The organism is Algoriphagus sp. AK58 (assembly GCF_014324365.1).
Lineage (GTDB): Bacteria > Bacteroidota > Bacteroidia > Cytophagales > Cyclobacteriaceae > Algoriphagus.
The window spans coordinates 755,442-772,085 of the sequence record NZ_QEIG01000008.1 but is presented as its reverse complement, the minus strand read 5'-3'; the positions used below and the strand labels follow the sequence as shown (position 1 = coordinate 772,085).

The window sequence follows — 16,644 nt, the reverse complement described above, 5'->3', positions numbered from 1 at the left end:
CAAAGGTAAGGGGATTTTGCGCAGCAGATTGGTTTGAGAGATTAATTCAAGGTGAAGTCTCAAAGTAAACCCGAGCCATCTTCCACTTCTTCTATCGCCTGTGTAAGAAAGTCATTGAAAGGCTTCATTCTGCGAAAGCCATCCAAAGCAAAAGTCAAAAAAGCCCCTGAATCGACGGCCTTGTCTGAAATGGGATGGGAAACGGTGAAGCTTTTCAGCTTCAGGTATTCGATATAGGGATGGTCTGCTTCGTAATCCCGAGGACTGGTTTTGAGCTTTTCGCCTTCGATACCTTTGAAGAGTTTTTTGAATTCAGGATCATTTTCTATTCGCTCGAGTTCGGCTCCGCTGTAGTCGATTTCTTTCCGGATTTTCTTCAGTGTATCAGCTTCCGGCATCCAGATACCACCAGCAAGAAAAGAGTTTCCGGGTTGGATTTGCAGGTAATACCCCGGACCGGGTGATTTTTTTCCACCTGGAGAAAAGTAAACCCCGAAATTGGTTTTATACGGATCCTTATTGTTGGAAAATCGAACGTCTCGATTTTGCCGAAAGACACAATCCTTGGGTTTGAAAGCCGAGAGTTCCGGTTCGATCTCAGTCATTTCTTTCAGCATAATCTCCACATCCTCTAGCAGCTTAGCCCTCGTATCCGTATACCACTTTTTATTGGCATCCATCCAGTCTTTGTGGTTGTTTTGGGCAAGGGTAGCAAGAAACTCGAGGTAAGGACGCATAGGAAAGTAGAATTTTGAAAGCTAAAGGTAGAAATTGAAAATCTTAAAGGGTAACTCAGAAGTGGTTTTTGGGTTTGGAAAGAGTGAACTTTTCAGTAAATTACACGTGTTCAAAACTGAAAATCCACACGTGCAATGAATACAAAATTAACACTCACCATCGAAAAAGGTGTGATCGAACAAGCCAAGGAATATGCAGCCAAGCAAGGGCAAAGTTTATCTTCTTTGGTCGAAAATTATTTTAAACTTCTCCTTCTTGAAAAAAAGGGAGACCCTAAGAAAAATGAAAATAAGTCCCTTCCAGAAAGCTTCTTGAAGTTGGAAGGTTGCCTTAAGCATGAAGGTGAATTTGATTACAAAGCGGAAATTACCAAGGCTTTAGAGGAAAAATATGGCCTCTAGTTACTTTTTGGATTCAGATGTCATCCTGGATTATTTGTTGAGGCGAGAACCATTCAATATACCTGCAAGGGGGATTTTTGGATTGGCTTTTAATAAAAAAATCCAGATTTACTTTTCCACTCTAACTGTGGCTAACATTCATTATCTCTTCCGAAAGCTTTATAGTAATGAGGGCGCTTTGGATAAAATAACCGAATTAGTCAGCTTTTGTAAAATACTTCCTGTCACAGAGAAGGAAATCTTTGCAGCGATGAAAAGTGGATTTTCTGACTTTGAGGACGCTATCCAGTATTTTACAGCGATTCAAAATCCAGAAATTGAAGGAATTATAACCCGAAATCTGGCGGATTACCGAAAATCTCAGATCCCTGTTTTTACGCCCGAGGTCTTTCTTTCGACTTTCATATAAAACCCATTTGCTTCTCAAGGTTTATAATTCCTCCATTGTTTTTGATCGAAACAAAAATATCGCAAGTCTCAAACTTTATTGAATTGATTTTCATTTCATTAATATGAATTTTGATTAGATTTAGCTCAATAATAACACTTCAAATGACAACCAAGTTGGTTTTAGATATCAATGATAAACTTGCCGAAAAGGCAAAAAAATATGCTGAGGAACGAGGAGAAAGTCTTTCAACTCTGGTTGAATCCCTATTGAATCAAATTCCTGAGTCAACTATAGAAAAGCCAAAAATCAAGAATCCCGAGCTTGTTAAAAAGATCCTAGAAAGGAATGAACCCCTAGCTCCAGGATTGGAGGGCTTAGTTGGTGTTTTGAAAGATGTGACTGATAAAGAAGTTGAAAATATCCGCTGGGAGTATTTGAAAGAGAAGCATGGTATCTGAATACTTTTTGGATTCTGACATCATATTGGATTTGTTGATGGACAGAACCCCATATTCTGAAGATTCAAAAGTGATTTTTCAACTTTCTGGAGCTGATCAAATTAAGCTTTATTGTAGCTCAATAATAGTTACTAACGTCTTTTACATAATCCGAAAGACTTTCGGAAAGGAGAAAGCAGTTGAAAGTATAGGGAGTCTTTTAATTTTTTGTGGGATTCTTCCAGTTGGAGAAAGAGAAATCCGCAATGCCTATCAAAGTGATTTTTCAGATTTTGAAGATTCGATTCAATACCACGTAGCCATTGGAAAGCCGGAAATTCGAGCAATAATTACAAGAAATAAAAAGGACTACATTCTCTCAAAGATCCCTGTAGTGAGTCCAAAAGAATTTTTGTCTCTTTTCAAATAAAATCCACCAGCGTCTCCAGCTTCATCCCGCGGCTGCCTTTGATCAGGATTAGGTAATCTTCCAGCTTGCTGTCTTCCAGCCAGTTTCTAAAGGAAAAAGGATCAGGGAAATAAAGTGCTTTAGGAGCTTTTTCCAGTGCTGAGACAATCAGCTTACCTGTAAAACACACCTTGTCAATCGGGTACTCACTGACGATTTCCCCCAACTTTCGGTGCTCTTCTTCGGCATGCTCTCCAAGCTCAAACATGTCGCCAAGGATGATCATTTTATGCTTTTTTCCGGTCATCTGACCAAAAGTTCGGATCGCCACTTCCATACTCGATGGGTTGGCATTGTAAGCATCGAGGATAATCAGATTGCTGCGCTTCTCGATGAGTTGAGAGCGCATGTTTTCGGGTTTGTAATTGACAATTCCCTCCACCGCTTTTTCCACGGGCACTCCAAAAAACTTCCCAATCGTCAAGGCATTGGCGATATTTCCAAAATTATAAGCCCCAATCAGCGAGGTCAAGTGCTCACCCGAGACTCCTTCAACCGAAAACTTTACAAACGGATTCGCACCCAGAAACTGAACTTCACAGAAATCTCCTTTCGCCGGATAGAGCACCGGATTCTCAAATCGCTTGATCATATTCGATAGGATCGGGTCTTGAGTGTTGATGAAGACCGTCCCTTTATTTTCCCTCAAGTGCTGGTACAATTCAGTTTTGGTTTTGAGCACGCCTTCTGGACCGCCCATTCCTTCCAAATGCGCCTTTCCGATATTGGTGATAAAGCCATGAGTTGGCTCGGCAATATCGCAGAGCTCCTCGATATCGCCCTGCTTATTGGCTCCCATTTCGATGATGGCGATTTCGTGTTCGGGCTTTAATCTGAGCAAAGTCAAAGGCACTCCTATATGATTGTTCAGATTTCCAATGGTAGCTAAGGTGTTAAACTTTTGCTTCAAGACAGCATGCAAAAGTTCCTTGGAAGTCGTTTTTCCATTCGATCCGGTCAATCCGATTACCGGAATGGTGAATTTTCGACGATGATGCGTAGCCAGATGTTGTAAAGTGGTCAACACATCCTCACAGATAAAATAGCGTTCATCATCCTCCACGAAGTACTTTACCTCATCGATCACTACAGCGGATGCCCCCATTTCCAAAGCTTTGGCGGCAAAGTCATTCGCATTAAAATTCGGTCCCTTCAATGCAAAAAAGAGGTTGCCCGGATCAATCTTGCGGGTATCGATGCTTACGCCTGTACTTTTCAGAAAGAGTTGGTATAGGATGTCGAGGTTCATTTTTCGGGAAAATTTGCCACAAAATAACGCAAAGGCCACATCTTTGTAGAGCTCGTTTCGTTTTATTTTAGAGTTTCATTTTCCCTGGCCATGCAAAAAATATTTGTCCTGATTTTTCTGTTGATCTCCTCTCAGGCATTCGCCCAGGCAGTATTTGAATGGGACCAAAGCAAATCGGTTAGGGTAAATGGGCAGTCTGTTCCCATCGGCTTTTCACAAGGCATCAATTCCGCACAAATCCAAACGATCGACCTCACGGGAGATGGAGTGGAAGAGTGGGTCGTGTGGGATATCAACTCCCGTCAGCTCCAGGTTTTTGAAAAAAATGGAGAAAATTTCAGGTTAAGACCGGATCTTGCCTATTTACTCCCGACTGAAATCAGTGGATTTTTAGTCTTGGCGGATTTTGATGGAGATGGAAAAAAAGACCTTTTTACTTCTACTCCACTTGGGATCCAGGCATTTCGTAATACTTCCTCAGGGATTCAAGTTTCATGGACCATAGCTCAAAATTTCCTAAGACTCGAAGGTGCGAATAACATACCTGCCAACAATTTGGACACTCCTCTTCTTCAGGATGTGGACGGAGACGGGGACTTGGATTTGGTGATTTTCAACTTTGCTGTGGGTGATTTTCTGGAGTTTTACCGCAATACTTCCGTGGAGCGAAAAGGAACACCGGATATCGATGGCTTTGCATTCCCTATTCGGCATTGGGGGAATTTTGAATTTTGCGCCTGCGCACAGGTCAGTTTTAGCCAAACCTGTGATGGTCGGCCACTCAGCCCCAACATCCGAATTGATGAGGGTGCCCGAATCCTACATGCCGGTGGGCATAGTATTTTGTACCGCGATTTTACTGGAGACGGTGTTCCTGACCTGCTGTTGGGAAGGGATGAGTGCAATACGCTCTATTTTATGCCCAACTTGGGTACTTCAGGCAATCCAAAATTCAATTCATTTTCCACCGAAGTACCAGGGTTTGGAAATCTTCCTGTGTTTCCCCGATTTCATGTGGGGCAAGTGATCGAAGAGGATCTGATTGTGAGTCTGAATACCAACGAGACCGCCGCCCCTTTTAGGATCGATTTTGCCAATTCGGTAGTGAAGCTGGAGAAAAGTACAGGAGTATTCAGCCCCGTCCTTCAAGATCAATTGTTCGATTTAGGCGAAAATGTCCGTCCTTATTTCAAGGGAAATGTCTTTGCAGGGGAACTTTGGCTGACTGCAAATGTCAAAAATGGAAATACTGTCCAAGGCCAAGCTTATCGCCTGAGCTACTCCGGAGACCGATTTGAGCTGTTGAATAAAGACTACCTCGGTTTATCTAATTTAAACCTGCTGGAGATCCAACTGATCGAATACGGCAGTGTTAAAAACCAATCTTATCTCTTGGTCTCTGGGGTGAGGACTACCAATGGTGTTCCGAGTCAGGTGCTTTTACGAAGTCAAGGAGCCGGCTGGGTAGATTTTCAATTTTCCGGCTTGGCGCTTCGGGTAGGGGATCAGCTGACCCTTTTTCCGTACCAAGGGAAAGATCATCTGCTCGTCGCTGCGCAAAATGGAAGCCTGACGCTGTACGAGGTGGATTTGGAGGCTCGTACGGCTAATTTGAAAATGGCCAATTTTCTGGGTTTTCAGGACAATCCCGCCAACCGAAATCTCAACGTAGCCGTGCGGTTTCAAGACAAACCGAATCTGTACACCATAGATCAGACTGGGAGGATTTTTTTGGTCAAAGACATGATGAACTCGGAGGTACGAGAGGAGGTCTTGGTCAAAATCGGGGATCTAAATCTGCCATTCCGACTGGGAAGAAACACGTGGATCTCGGTAATTAATCCGGGATTTGATGAAAATGTGGACCTGATATTGGGGAGCCGAGGCGGAGGAATTACCTATCTGAAATCCGTAAAATCAGAAAATCCAACCGATGGAGAACTCTTGGTCAAAGTCTATCCCAATCCGACATCAGGTTCGTTCAAAGTGGTCTCCAATACCGTTGCGAAAGCAAGGCTGATCACCTCTTTGGGACAAATCCTTTTGGATCAAATTACCATTCCGGCCAACCGGGAAATCGAAATCCAAACCCAAGCCCTTCTGCCGGGAATTTACTTTTTGCACTTGGAAACCGAGGATCGGAAAGTGGTGGTGAAGAAGGTGCTGGTGCGGTAGTCTTCTAGGTTTTCCTACTGACCTCAAAGAAAACTAATGTTGCCGAAAACGAACATGGCTTTCGGACCGAAGACCGATGACGGAAGACCGAAGAAACCTTAGTGAATTTTTTCATTCTTATAATTTAATCTTTTTGCCTTCCAAAAAATCCCATTTGCCCACCTCCCCCAAAACATCTAGCTTCGGTTCAGAATTTATCAATCCATGAAGAATATCTACACTCTCATTTTCTTGGCACTTTTCGCCTGGGCATGTAAATCCGGCCCTGAAAATCCCGCCGACAAAGTTTTCATCAACGGAACGATCTACACGGTGGACGAAGCTAATCCGCAAGTCCAAGCCGTGGCCGTCAAAGATGGGTTGATTTTAGCTTTAGGCTCGACCGAAGAAATTCAAGCTTATGTAGGCGAGTCTACCGAAGTAATCGACTTACAGGGAAAAACCATGACTCCTGGATTTATTGAATCCCATGCTCACCTGATGGGAATCGGGTACAACAAGCTAGAGATCGACCTCATGGGGGTTAAAACCTACGATGAACTCATCCAAAAAGTAGCCGAGGCCGCTGCGACCGCCAAGCCGGGTGACTGGATCACCGGTCGTGGTTGGCATCAGGACAAATGGCTGCAAATGCCTGAGAAAACGGTCAAAGGATTCCAAACCCACGATGCCCTTAGCGCCGTTACACCAAACAATCCGGTGTACCTCGCCCATGCTTCTGGTCATGCTTCTTTTGTCAATCAGAAGGCCATGGAACTCGCAGGCATCACCCCTTTGCGCAGCGAAAAACCCACACAGGAAGTCGAGGGAGGCGAAGTCCTTCGCGACGAACTCGGCAATCCTACCGGAGTTTTGGTGGAGCGAGCCTCGACTTTGGTGGCTAAACTGATCCCTGAGACTACCCCAGAGAAAAATGAGGAAGCCTTGACCCTGGCACTTCAGGAATTGGCAGAGAAGGGAATTACTTCCTTCCACGATGCGGGTTCGGGTCAGGATGTGATCGACTTGGTGCAAAAGTTCAAAAACGAAGGCAAACTCACCTCCCGCATGTACATCATGCTTACGGGTCGTCAGCCGGAGTTGCTAGAAGCTTGGTACAAAAAGGGCCCGATGATTGACCCTGATCATTTCCTTACTGTGCGCTCCATCAAGCTGAACTGCGATGGGGCTCTTGGTCCTTGGGGAGCTTGGTTGCTGGAAGATTATTCTGATAAGCCTGGCCATCGTGGACATGAGACGCTTCCGATGTCGGTGGTGACGGAGGTATCCGAAAAGGCCCTGCCGCTCGGTTTTCAGGTTTGTTCCCATGCCATCGGGGACCGTGCGAACCAAGAGATTCTGGATCGTTACGAAGCGGCTTTCGCCAAAAATCCCGAGGCCAAAGACCACCGATTCCGCATCGAGCATGCGCAGCATTTGCATCCGGATGATATTCCGAGATTTGGTCAGTTGGGGGTAATTGCAGCGATGCAGGCGATACACTTGAGTTCAGACCGGCCTTGGGCGATCGATCGCTTGGGCGAAAAGCGCATCATCGATGGTGCCTATGTGTGGCAGAGCCTGTTCAAGACCGGTGCCCGCATCGCCAACGGTACCGACGCGCCGGTGGAACCCGTAGATCCGATTCCTTCTTTCTATGCCTCGGTGACCCGAAAAACCCTTCAGGGACTTCCGGAGGGAGGTTATGAAGGCGATCAAAAAATGACCCGTGAGCAGGCCTTGAAGTCCTACACCTTGGATGGAGCTTTTGCCGAGTTTGAGGAAAATTTCAAGGGATCTATCGAGGTGGGAAAAGCAGCTGATTTCACTGTTTTCGACAAAAACATCATGGAAATCCCCGAGGATGAGATTCTTCGGACCAAGGTGCAGATGACTGTGGTAGGGGGAAAGGTAGTGTTCAGTAGGCAATAAGATAAGTAGGCGGTTACAAGTCTCATTTGGTTGGTAAATGACCCTATTTGACCTGTTCGGTTTTCGAAATCGGACAGGTTTTTTTGTCTCAAAACTTTGGAATTCCAACATAATACAGATCAAATCCTCCCATTCCTCCGGGACGATTGGAAGAGAAAATCATCAACCTGTTTTTAAATTGAGGATGGTCAGAAAGAATAGGGCGGAACTCGTCTTGAGGAGAATTGATCGTCGGACCGAAATTCTGAGGAGTTGACCAGTTTCCATTTGAATAAACCGAATAGTACAAATCATACCCACCCAATCCTCCGGCTCTATCCGAAGCAAATACCAACACGTTTCCATAGACAAAAGAGGCATGGTCATTCGAAGAAGAACTAATTGAGATTTTCTTGGCTTGCTTCAGTTCCTTTTGAGTTAAAAATGATACAACATTCTTGGTTGGAAGATCCACTTCGTACAAATCAAACCTTCCATCCTTGTCTGAAGTGAAAATTAGTTTTTCTGGATTCAAAACTCGATCCCAGTCTTTTCTTAAATAATTTGGATCCAAGAAACTGGGATACATTTCATTAGAATTCCCATCCAACAAGCGAATTGGATTTTCACCTTCCAAAGAGGCCGTCCCTGTCCAATGGTTTTTGTAATGAATAGAAAACTTCCCGTTTGTATTTCTTGAGAAAAAGAGCCCTGCTTCTTTTTGACCGGTATCAAAGGAATAGGGGCCCAGTTCATCAAATTCGGTTTTTGTACTTGAAAACCATTCTTTGGTCATTTTTGCATCCATGTAATTCCCATCCTTGATTTCCGAAACACCAAAAACACCTTCCTCCTGATCCCAAGAAAAGACAAAAAGCGGGGTGTAAAGATCAAATTCCCTTCCTCTTGATTCTCGATTGGAGGAAAAAGTGATAAACATCTCATGAAAAATGATCCGGAGGTCAGAATTGTAGTCATCAAACTCGGAATTCACTGCAGGTAAAGCTTGAGGACTTTTTGGAAATTCCCCATTGGGATACTTAACCCAACAGGAACTTAAAATCCCTGTTGCAATCAACATAAAAAGCAAAATATGGATTCTCATGGATTAAAATTTTAAGTAAATAAGGCATTAATTTCAGAAAAGCAACATTATTGCAAGTATTTAACTCCCTTTCAACACAATTTTAAACTCATACTGAAAAAATCGCCTAATTTTCAAACTGCGATTTCTTATGCCCTGTCATCATCGCAATTCAAAAAACACATTACACTATGAGAAAACACCTACTCCTTCTTTGGTTATTTGCCCTGACCGTTCAGGTCGTAATTGCCCAAGATGCACCCAAACCCATGTCCTGGAAAGACGTGGCTACCTGGAAATCCATGCCCAATGGGGGATATAAACTATCTCCCGACGGTCAATGGATGGCTTATGTCCTTACCGGAATCGAAGTGGATGGTGAACTGATCCTCCAAAAGACCGCTGATCCGGCCAGCAAAAAGTCTTTCCCGATAGGAAATGCCAATTTCGCGAGCTTCGAATTCAGTGACAACAGTCAGTGGATCGCCTTCAAGGAATACCCCAAGTTTGCCGAAAAGCAAGCCAACGAAAAGGCAAAGGGAAAACCTCTAAAGGAAAAACTCCACCTGATCAAACTCGGCACCGAAGACAAAAAGACGTTTGAAGGAGTCGGAGGATTTTCTTTCAATGGAGAAGCGGCCTCTCACTTGGTTATCAACTTGCCCAAAGAAGGAAATGGGGAAGCCAAAGGTGCTGACCTTTTGATTTATCACCTTGCCAACGGCAAATCCCAGAACCTCGGCAATGTGCGTGAACAAGCGGTAAACAAAGCCGGAACTCACCTTGCTTACACTGTAGATGCTGCCAATTCTCAAGGAAATGGTCTTTACCTCCTGAACATGGCGAGCAATTCCATCCAAGTCCTTGATTCGGACGAAGCAGGCTATCAGAGCATCAACTGGACCGAAAAAGGGGATGCCTTTGCCGTCCTGAAAATGAAAAAAGACAAAAAGTACAAGCAGGACAAAGGGGCAGTGTTAGGAGTGAAAAACCTTTCTAATCCGCAAGTCACTCTCTACGAACCGGCAAAAGACTCTACCGGCTTTGACCAGAAGTATACCATAAGCCCTAATCGCCGCCCGATGTGGTCCGAAGATTTGACACGACTCTTCTACGGGATTCATCCTTTGGTTTTAGCGGAAAAAGAAAGCCCAAAAAAGGAAGTCAATACTGATTCCCTGAATAAAGCAGAATCTGAAAACTTGGCTAAAATCATGGGGGATACGACCATTAAATCTATTTCGGATTTGCAAAAAGCAATCGGAAAACTCAACTCCGGCAAGTCAGACGACAAAAAATCCAATGATGCCAAAAAGCCGGAAATGACCATCTGGCATTGGAATGACGACCGCCTTCAATCCCGTCAACAGGTGATGGAAAATATGGATAAAAACTATAGTTTCTGGGCCATGTACGATGTAGCGGGTAAAAAGCACATCGCCCTTCAAGACAGCAGTATGAGGGATCTGAACATTCTTCCATTCCAACATTTTGCCCTTGGTTCTGATCAACAAACCTACGAATTGGACATCAACCTCAATGGTCAAAATTATCGGGATTATTTTATCATTGACCTGAAATCAGGAGCCAAAACACCGCTTTTTGAGAAGTTTTACCAGCCTTCTTTTGCCTCCATGCCTCGTCCTTCTACCGATGGAAAGAAACTCCTGTATGGCAAAGACGGTCACTTTTATGTCTATGACATTACAACTAGAACTCATACCAACATCACCGAAAAGCTTCCTGTGAGTGTGGTGGATGTGGAAGATGACCACAATGTGATCAAGCCACTCTATAACCCACTTGGCTGGAGCAGCGATAGCCGCTATGTACTCGTGCGTGACGGCTGGGATATCTGGCAAATCCCCATGTCTTCCAAAGAAATTCCGCTCAATTTGACCCAAAACGGCAAGAAGGATAAAATCCGCTATCAATACCGGATCAGCCTGGATCCTGAAGAAAAGGGAATTGACCTGACCAAAACGGTGTACCTACGGACCTATGGCGAAAACACCAAGAAAAGCGGAATCGCTACTTTAGCGCCAGCCAAAATGGGCTTAACCGCAGGAGCTAGGGTTTTACTTTGGGAAGATGCCAATATCCAAGGCTTGACCAAAGCCAAAAAAGCCGGAGTCTATACCTTTACCAAAGAAAAATTCAACCAGCCCACGCAAGTATTCTTGGCTGATGCCACCTTGGCCAATGCTAAGCAAGTCACCGAAAACGCTCCCGATGCAGGCAAATTCGCTTGGTCTTCGGGAGTAAAACTGATCGATTACGTCACTGCCAAAGGTGATTCTTTGCAGGCCGCACTATTTCTTCCCGCAGGATATGTGGAAGGCCAAAAGTACCCGACAGTGGTATATTACTACGAAAAGCTTTCTCAGACTTTACACAACTGGTCCAATCCAGGCTACAGCGGTACGGGCTGGAGTCCATCGCTCTACACCAGCAATGGGTATGCGGTCCTGATCCCGGATATCGTGTACAAAATGGATGATCCGGGCATGTCTGCTGTATGGGCAGTACTTCCAGCTGTCGATGCCGCGATCAAAACTGGGGTAATCGATGAAAGCAAAATGGGACTTCATGGTCACAGCTGGGGTGGGTACCAGACTTCCTTCCTGATCACCCAAACCAACCGCTTCAAAGCAGCGGCAGCTGGAGCTCCACTGACCAATATGATCTCCATGTATGACTTGATCTATTGGAATACGGGAGGTGGAAATATGTCCATCTTTGAAGCTTCTCAGGGCAGATTCCTTGGAGGTCCCTGGGAAAATTGGGAGGCTTATGAGCGAAACAGCCCGATCTACCATGTGAAAAATGTACAGACACCACTGCTCTTATTGCACAATGACAAAGACGGTGCAGTGGACTTCACGCAAGGTGTGGAATACTACAATGCCCTTCGACGTTTGAAAAAACCGGTGATCATGGTTCAGTATTTAGGCGAAAATCACGGCCTCGGTAAACTCGAAAACAGGAAAGACTACAGCGTTCGAATGATGGAATTCTTCGATCACCATCTGAAAGGGCTTCCTGCTCCGGATTGGATGAGCAAGGGAGTTCCCAGACTTCAATTGGGAGAACATTTAGAAGAAAGAGCTTTCTAAAAAGTGAGAAGGATGAAGTCAGAAGTTTAAAAAAAGCGAAATCCCTCGGTGTTGGTTCATCGGGGGATTTTTGTTTTAGAAAGACTTTTCAATCAAAGGCATCTTTTTTATGGGCAGCCTGATTTTTACATTGCAATTCTTAAGAATTAAGGATATTATTAAACAGAAATAATTAAATCTTAATTTATAATCAGTATGGAATTTTTAGCCGAAATGGAGCCTTCGCTCAGAGCACTCTGGTACATCGCCTTGCCTACATCCATGATTTTTTTGCTGCAGACCATCCTGACCTTTATGGGTTCGGACTCCGGAGATGGAGTCAATGCGGACTTTGACGGAAATCTGGAAGGCGCGGAAGCCCCCTTTCAACTTTTCACGCTTCGTAACCTGATTAATTTCCTCCTCGGCTTCAGCTGGACGGGAATCACCTTTTATGGTGCGATTCCTAACTACACGGTGTTGATTCTGCTTTCCACTTTGGTGGGCTTGGGCTTTGTTTGGCTCTTTTTTATCATCATCAAGCAGATCACCAAACTCGCTGAAGACAATACCTTCAAACTGGAGCAGGCCATTCACAAAACCGGCTCGGTTTATCTTTCCATTCCCGCTCACAAATCCGGAACAGGCAAAATATCCATCAGCGTCAAGGGTTCCCAAAAAGAACTCAACGCCATTACCCCCGGTGACCGGATCGAAACCGGCGCTGCCATCAAGGTAGTCGGAGTGGAAGGCGGTAACCTCCTCATTGTTGAAAAAATCTAAACCCTAATTCTTTTATGGATCCTTTAATTCTAATCCTGGCCGGTGCTTTTGTCATTTTTGTGACCATCATCGCCTTGGTATCGCGTTACAAGCGCTGTCCTTCGGACAAAATCCTCGTCGTCTATGGCAAAACAGGCGGCAGTTCCGCTAAGTGTATCCATGGCGGCGGTGCCTTTATTTGGCCCGTCATCCAAGATTATGCTTACCTGGATTTGAAGCCGATCTCCATCGAGGCCAACCTGACCAATGCGCTCTCCCGACAAAATATCCGTGTGGATGTGCCCTGCCGATTTACGATTGCCATCTCTACAGATATAGACAGCATGAATACTGCCGCTGAGCGTCTATTGGGATTGGCCCATGAGCAGATTCAGGAGTTGGCCAAGGATATCCTTTTTGGACAGCTTCGCCTCGTAATTGCGACGATGACCATTGAGGAAATCAACTCTGATCGGGATAAGTTTTTGGACAATATCTCCAAAAATGTGGACACCGAGCTCAAGAAAATCGGTCTGAAACTCATCAACGTCAACGTCACTGACATCAAGGATGAATCGGGCTACATCGAAGCTTTGGGTAAAGAAGCTGCCGCAAAAGCCATCAATGAAGCAAAAATCTCCGTAGCAGAGCAGGAGAAAATCGGGGAAACCGGAAAGGCTCTCGCCGATCGGGAAAAGGACGTGCAGATCGCAGATACGCAGCGAGATCGGGATGTGAAGATCGCCATTACGCTCAAAGACCGGGAAGTGAGCATCGCCGAAGCACAAAAGGAAGAGAGCATCGGAAAAGCTGAAGCCCAGCGGGATACCCGGGTGAAAACCTCCGAAGCCAATGCCATCGCGATCAAAGGAGAAAACGAAGCCAAGATCTCCATTGCTCAATCCGATGCCCTCCGAAGAGAAAAAGAAGCCGAAGCGCTGCGTATTGCGCTTGCCTCTGAAAAGGTACAACAAGCCAAGGCTCTAGAAGAAGCATACCTTGCCGAGCAAAAAGCCGAAACCGCCCGTGCGGAGCGAGAACGCTCGACTCAAAATGCCAACATCGTCATCCCGGCAGAAATCGCCAAGCAGCGTGCCATCATCGAAGCACAAGCCGAAGCCGAGCGAATCCGCGTCCAGGCCAAAGGGGAAGCAGACGCCATCTATGCCAAAATGGAAGCTGAAGCCAAAGGTCTTTATGAAATCTTGACCAAGCAGGCGGAAGGTTACCGGGATGTGGTCAGTGCAGCCGGAGGAGATCCAACCAAGGCTTTCCAGCTTCTTCTTATCGAAAAGCTGCCTGAATTGGTGAAAACACAGGTGGAAGCGGTGAAGAACATCAAAATCGACAAAATCACGGTGTGGGATTCCGGGCAAAATGAAGGTGGGAATAATTCCACCGCCAACTTTGTCTCCGGCATGATGAAGACAGTCCCTCCTCTGAATGACCTTTTCAACATGGCAGGATTGAATCTTCCTACTTACCTGAAAGGCGAGGATCCCGAAAAGCCAGCCGAGCCCAAAAAATCTCCGCCAGCGGACCCGAGCTAATCATTCCAATCCCCGAGAGCCACTGTCGGGGATTTTTTAGTGACAACTTTTAAGCACTTGTCTTTTTGAAAAAGACAATTTTATAATATTTGTCATTTCTGAAAATACTTTTTCTACCTTTGGAGTATGAAAGAGATCCTGAAAGATATCCTTACTGAAAATTCAACCCGGCAACTCCGAGAGGAATTAGTGCTAAGAGATACCAAGTTGTATGTGGACTTGCCCAAAATGCAAGCGGTCCTGGGGCCTCGCAGGGTAGGAAAAACATCCGCTATGAACCTGTACATGCAGGAACTTTCAAAATCCAAAGAAATAAGCCCTTCCCGACTCGTCTATTTCAACTTTGAGGACGAAAGGGTTCACTTTTTACCGGAACAGCTCGATTTGATCCTTCAGTCTTGGAAGGAATTGCATCCAGAAGTTCATTTGGCAGATTGTTACTTTTTCTTTGATGAGGTTCAAGCTGCTATGGGATGGGAAAAGTTTCTCAACCGTATCAGCGAGATGTACACCAAGAAAATCTGCTTTACAGGGAGCAATAGCCGGCTTCTGCATACCGAAGTCAATACCGTACTTCGGGGAAGAAGTATCGCATTGGAACTATTGCCACTTTCGTTTCAGGAGTTTTGCCGGTTTTATGATCATCAGCCTGTGGTGTATGGCCCAGGGAAAAGCACTACCGAAGCCTATTTCAAAAAGTACCTTTTCCAGGGGGGCTATCCGGAACTCACTCGCTTGACCGAGCCAAGCCTGCAGATCGCTTATCTCCAAGAATACTACAATACCATGCTGCTGAGGGACATCATCGAATATCATCAGCTTTCGAATTTCCAGTATTTGAGATCACTCTTCCGTTTGGTCGCAGGCAGCGTGGGACAGCCCGTATCGGTCAGAAGGTACTTCAGCCAACTCAAGTCTATGGGCTATTCCGTGGGCTTAAACACGCTGTATGATGTACTCAATCACGCCGAGGACGCCTATCTCTTCAAGCGAATCGGCCGATTTGATCACTCTGCGGGAAAGTCAGAGAAGTCTGACAAGAAAACCTATTGGCTGGACAATGGACTCTTGAATGCCTTGATAGGGATACAGCCGGAAAGAAACGGGGTAATGCTCGAGAATTTGGTTTTCCAACAGCTATACAGACTCTACGGTTCGATCTATCAGCAGCGGATATTTTACTATTCGGATCAATCGCACGAATGTGACTTTGTGGTCCTAAAAGAAAATGAAGAACCGCTTCCCATACAGGTTGCTTGGTCCTTGGAACAGCTGCATACCCGAGATCGAGAGATCAAAGGTGTTCTAAAAACCTGCGCTTATGCAAAAGTCAAAAAAGGACTGATCCTGACACTCGAGGAATCCGACTCCTTGGAGTTTGATGGAGTCAAAGTCGAGGTGATGCCAGTTTGGAAGTGGATACTGGGATCAAAGACTTGAATATTTATCGACTTCAAAAATTATTCTGATTATACGCTATTCTGCCAGTAGTCGAATATTCCCCTGATTTGGGGCTGGGAGACCGAAGACGGAAGACAGAAGAATCCCAAAAATTGGCATTTACTAGTTCATTTGACTGGAATTTTCCGGTTTTTAATCAAAGCTTTCTTAAAATCTTCTAAGTAATTATCTCAATTTTTCACAAGTGGATTAACAAAAACCGAAATTTTTAAAAATATTAATTTTTTAAATCCCGAGAATTGAACTGATTTTCAATTAAGTATGTCCTACTAGTATCTAAAGTTTTTCGAAATCGGAATTCTAAACATTAAATCTCCCAAATCATGATAAAAATTGGCGTATTAGGCTCAGGTGCAGTAGGTAGGACATTGGCTGAAGGTTTCGAAAAACTCGGGTTTTCGGTCATGCTGGGAACAGGACATCCAGCCAAGCTTGCTAATTGGCAATCAGGAGTAAATGGACGAGTAGGGAGTTTCGAAAAAGCAGCTGATTTTGGAGATTTGATTGTATTAGCGGTGAAAGGATCTGCTGCACTTTCAGTCACAGAGCAGGTAAAACGAAGCTTTAGTGGCAAAACGATCCTAGATGCCACGAACCCGCTTTCTGATGAACAGCCAAACGTTGGTTTTCCTGCTTTTTTCACCAACCCAGAGACTTCACTGATGGAATTATTACAGGAAGCTGCCCCCGAAGCTCATTTTGTTAAGGCTTTTAGCACGATCAAAAGTGACGCAATGATTAATACCAAGCGTAATTCAAAGCAGGAAATGTTCATTTGTGGCAATGAAGCCAGCGCGAAAGCGGAGGCTAAGGAAATTTTGAAATTATTCGGCTTCAAAACCAAAGATGCAGGCGATGCATCCGAAGCCAGAGTAATCGAACTCCAAGCTCAGCTTTAAATAATAAAACCAACAAAAAGCCCTGCAAGAAAAAGGTTCTTGC

At 44.8% G+C, this 16,644-nt stretch carries 14 protein-coding genes; 11 read left to right on the top strand and 3 right to left on the bottom strand.

The genetic code is table 11. From position 1 onward, the window contains the following. Window positions 1–59 precede the first annotated feature (59 nt). Entirely contained in the window at window positions 60–737 is a 678-nt protein-coding gene (locus DDT91_RS10190; RefSeq protein ID WP_187176051.1) for a DUF2461 domain-containing protein, read from the bottom strand. 135 nt (window positions 738–872) lie between these two features. On the opposite strand from DDT91_RS10190, the gene DDT91_RS10185 reads away from it, so the two are divergent. The 4 genes from DDT91_RS10185 to DDT91_RS10170 all read left to right on the top strand — a co-directional run bounded on the left by DDT91_RS10185 (window position 873) and on the right by DDT91_RS10170 (window position 2,397). Then, complete coding sequence (locus DDT91_RS10185; protein ID WP_187176050.1) at window positions 873–1,139, top strand: DUF6364 family protein; 267 nt, start codon at window positions 873–875, stop codon at window positions 1,137–1,139. Next, on the top strand, window positions 1,129–1,548 hold the full coding sequence (locus DDT91_RS10180) for a PIN domain-containing protein (RefSeq protein WP_187176049.1): 420 nt from the start codon (window positions 1,129–1,131) through the stop codon (window positions 1,546–1,548). Before DDT91_RS10185 ends, DDT91_RS10180 begins: the two co-directional genes overlap by 11 nt. Before the next feature lie 155 nt (window positions 1,549–1,703). Continuing rightward, on the top strand, window positions 1,704–1,988 hold the full coding sequence (locus DDT91_RS10175) for a DUF6364 family protein (protein WP_187176048.1): 285 nt from the start codon (window positions 1,704–1,706) through the stop codon (window positions 1,986–1,988). Beyond that, a complete protein-coding gene (locus DDT91_RS10170) occupies window positions 1,978–2,397 on the top strand; it encodes a PIN domain-containing protein (protein ID WP_187176047.1) in 420 nt (139 codons plus the stop codon). Before DDT91_RS10175 ends, DDT91_RS10170 begins: the two co-directional genes overlap by 11 nt. Here DDT91_RS10170 and murF read toward each other — a convergent pair. Then, window positions 2,390–3,685 (bottom strand): UDP-N-acetylmuramoyl-tripeptide--D-alanyl-D-alanine ligase, encoded by a 1,296-nt coding sequence (gene murF / locus DDT91_RS10165; RefSeq protein WP_187176046.1) that lies wholly within the window; start codon window positions 3,683–3,685, stop codon window positions 2,390–2,392. The two genes, DDT91_RS10170 and murF, sit on opposite strands and share 8 nt — an antisense overlap. Window positions 3,686–3,775: 90 nt before the next feature. On the opposite strand from murF, the gene DDT91_RS10160 reads away from it, so the two are divergent. Together DDT91_RS10160 and DDT91_RS10155 are read left to right on the top strand one after the other, a co-directional pair. After that, a complete protein-coding gene (locus DDT91_RS10160) occupies window positions 3,776–5,860 on the top strand; it encodes a T9SS type A sorting domain-containing protein (protein ID WP_187176045.1) in 2,085 nt (694 codons plus the stop codon). A 204-nt stretch (window positions 5,861–6,064) separates the two neighbouring features. Further along, complete coding sequence (locus DDT91_RS10155) at window positions 6,065–7,771, top strand: amidohydrolase (protein WP_187176044.1); 1,707 nt, start codon at window positions 6,065–6,067, stop codon at window positions 7,769–7,771. A gap of 88 nt (window positions 7,772–7,859) precedes the next feature. Here DDT91_RS10155 and DDT91_RS10150 read toward each other — a convergent pair whose 3' ends face one another. Further along, the gene (locus DDT91_RS10150) at window positions 7,860–8,855 is read right to left on the bottom strand and encodes a PD40 domain-containing protein (protein WP_187176043.1); all 996 of its coding nucleotides are present in this window, start codon (window positions 8,853–8,855) and stop codon (window positions 7,860–7,862) included. 170 nt (window positions 8,856–9,025) lie between these two features. On the opposite strand from DDT91_RS10150, the gene DDT91_RS10145 reads away from it, so the two are divergent. From DDT91_RS10145 to DDT91_RS10125, 5 genes are all read left to right on the top strand, one after another. Then, entirely contained in the window at window positions 9,026–11,950 is a 2,925-nt protein-coding gene (locus DDT91_RS10145; RefSeq protein WP_187176042.1) for a prolyl oligopeptidase family serine peptidase, read from the top strand. 195 nt (window positions 11,951–12,145) lie between these two features. After that, entirely contained in the window at window positions 12,146–12,712 is a 567-nt protein-coding gene (locus tag DDT91_RS10140; RefSeq protein WP_187176041.1) for an NfeD family protein, read from the top strand. A gap of 14 nt (window positions 12,713–12,726) precedes the next feature. Continuing rightward, the gene (locus tag DDT91_RS10135) at window positions 12,727–14,241 is read left to right on the top strand and encodes a flotillin family protein (RefSeq protein ID WP_187176040.1); all 1,515 of its coding nucleotides are present in this window, start codon (window positions 12,727–12,729) and stop codon (window positions 14,239–14,241) included. 126 nt (window positions 14,242–14,367) lie between these two features. Beyond that, complete coding sequence (locus DDT91_RS10130) at window positions 14,368–15,681, top strand: ATP-binding protein (protein WP_187176039.1); 1,314 nt, start codon at window positions 14,368–14,370, stop codon at window positions 15,679–15,681. A gap of 344 nt (window positions 15,682–16,025) precedes the next feature. After that, window positions 16,026–16,601 carry an NADPH-dependent F420 reductase gene (locus tag DDT91_RS10125; protein WP_187176038.1) on the top strand — a complete coding sequence of 192 codons (576 nt, stop codon included), beginning with the start codon at window positions 16,026–16,028 and terminating at the stop codon, window positions 16,599–16,601. Window positions 16,602–16,644 lie beyond the last annotated feature (43 nt).

Bases quoted from the DNA above. Each gene is read 5' to 3' on its own strand.
- DDT91_RS10190 (WP_187176051.1), bottom strand. From the start codon at position 737: ATGCGTCCTTACCTCGAGTTTCTTGCTACCCTTGCCCAAAACAACCAC.
- DDT91_RS10185 (WP_187176050.1), top strand. From the start codon at position 873: ATGAATACAAAATTAACACTCACCATCGAAAAAGGTGTGATCGAACAA.
- DDT91_RS10180 (WP_187176049.1), top strand. From the start codon at position 1,129: ATGGCCTCTAGTTACTTTTTGGATTCAGATGTCATCCTGGATTATTTG.
- DDT91_RS10170 (WP_187176047.1), top strand. From the start codon at position 1,978: ATGGTATCTGAATACTTTTTGGATTCTGACATCATATTGGATTTGTTG.
- murF (WP_187176046.1), bottom strand. From the start codon at position 3,685: ATGAACCTCGACATCCTATACCAACTCTTTCTGAAAAGTACAGGCGTA.
- DDT91_RS10160 (WP_187176045.1), top strand. From the start codon at position 3,776: ATGCAAAAAATATTTGTCCTGATTTTTCTGTTGATCTCCTCTCAGGCA.
- DDT91_RS10155 (WP_187176044.1), top strand. From the start codon at position 6,065: ATGAAGAATATCTACACTCTCATTTTCTTGGCACTTTTCGCCTGGGCA.
- DDT91_RS10150 (WP_187176043.1), bottom strand. From the start codon at position 8,855: ATGAGAATCCATATTTTGCTTTTTATGTTGATTGCAACAGGGATTTTA.
- DDT91_RS10145 (WP_187176042.1), top strand. From the start codon at position 9,026: ATGAGAAAACACCTACTCCTTCTTTGGTTATTTGCCCTGACCGTTCAG.
- DDT91_RS10140 (WP_187176041.1), top strand. From the start codon at position 12,146: ATGGAATTTTTAGCCGAAATGGAGCCTTCGCTCAGAGCACTCTGGTAC.
- DDT91_RS10135 (WP_187176040.1), top strand. From the start codon at position 12,727: ATGGATCCTTTAATTCTAATCCTGGCCGGTGCTTTTGTCATTTTTGTG.
- DDT91_RS10130 (WP_187176039.1), top strand. From the start codon at position 14,368: ATGAAAGAGATCCTGAAAGATATCCTTACTGAAAATTCAACCCGGCAA.
- DDT91_RS10125 (WP_187176038.1), top strand. From the start codon at position 16,026: ATGATAAAAATTGGCGTATTAGGCTCAGGTGCAGTAGGTAGGACATTG.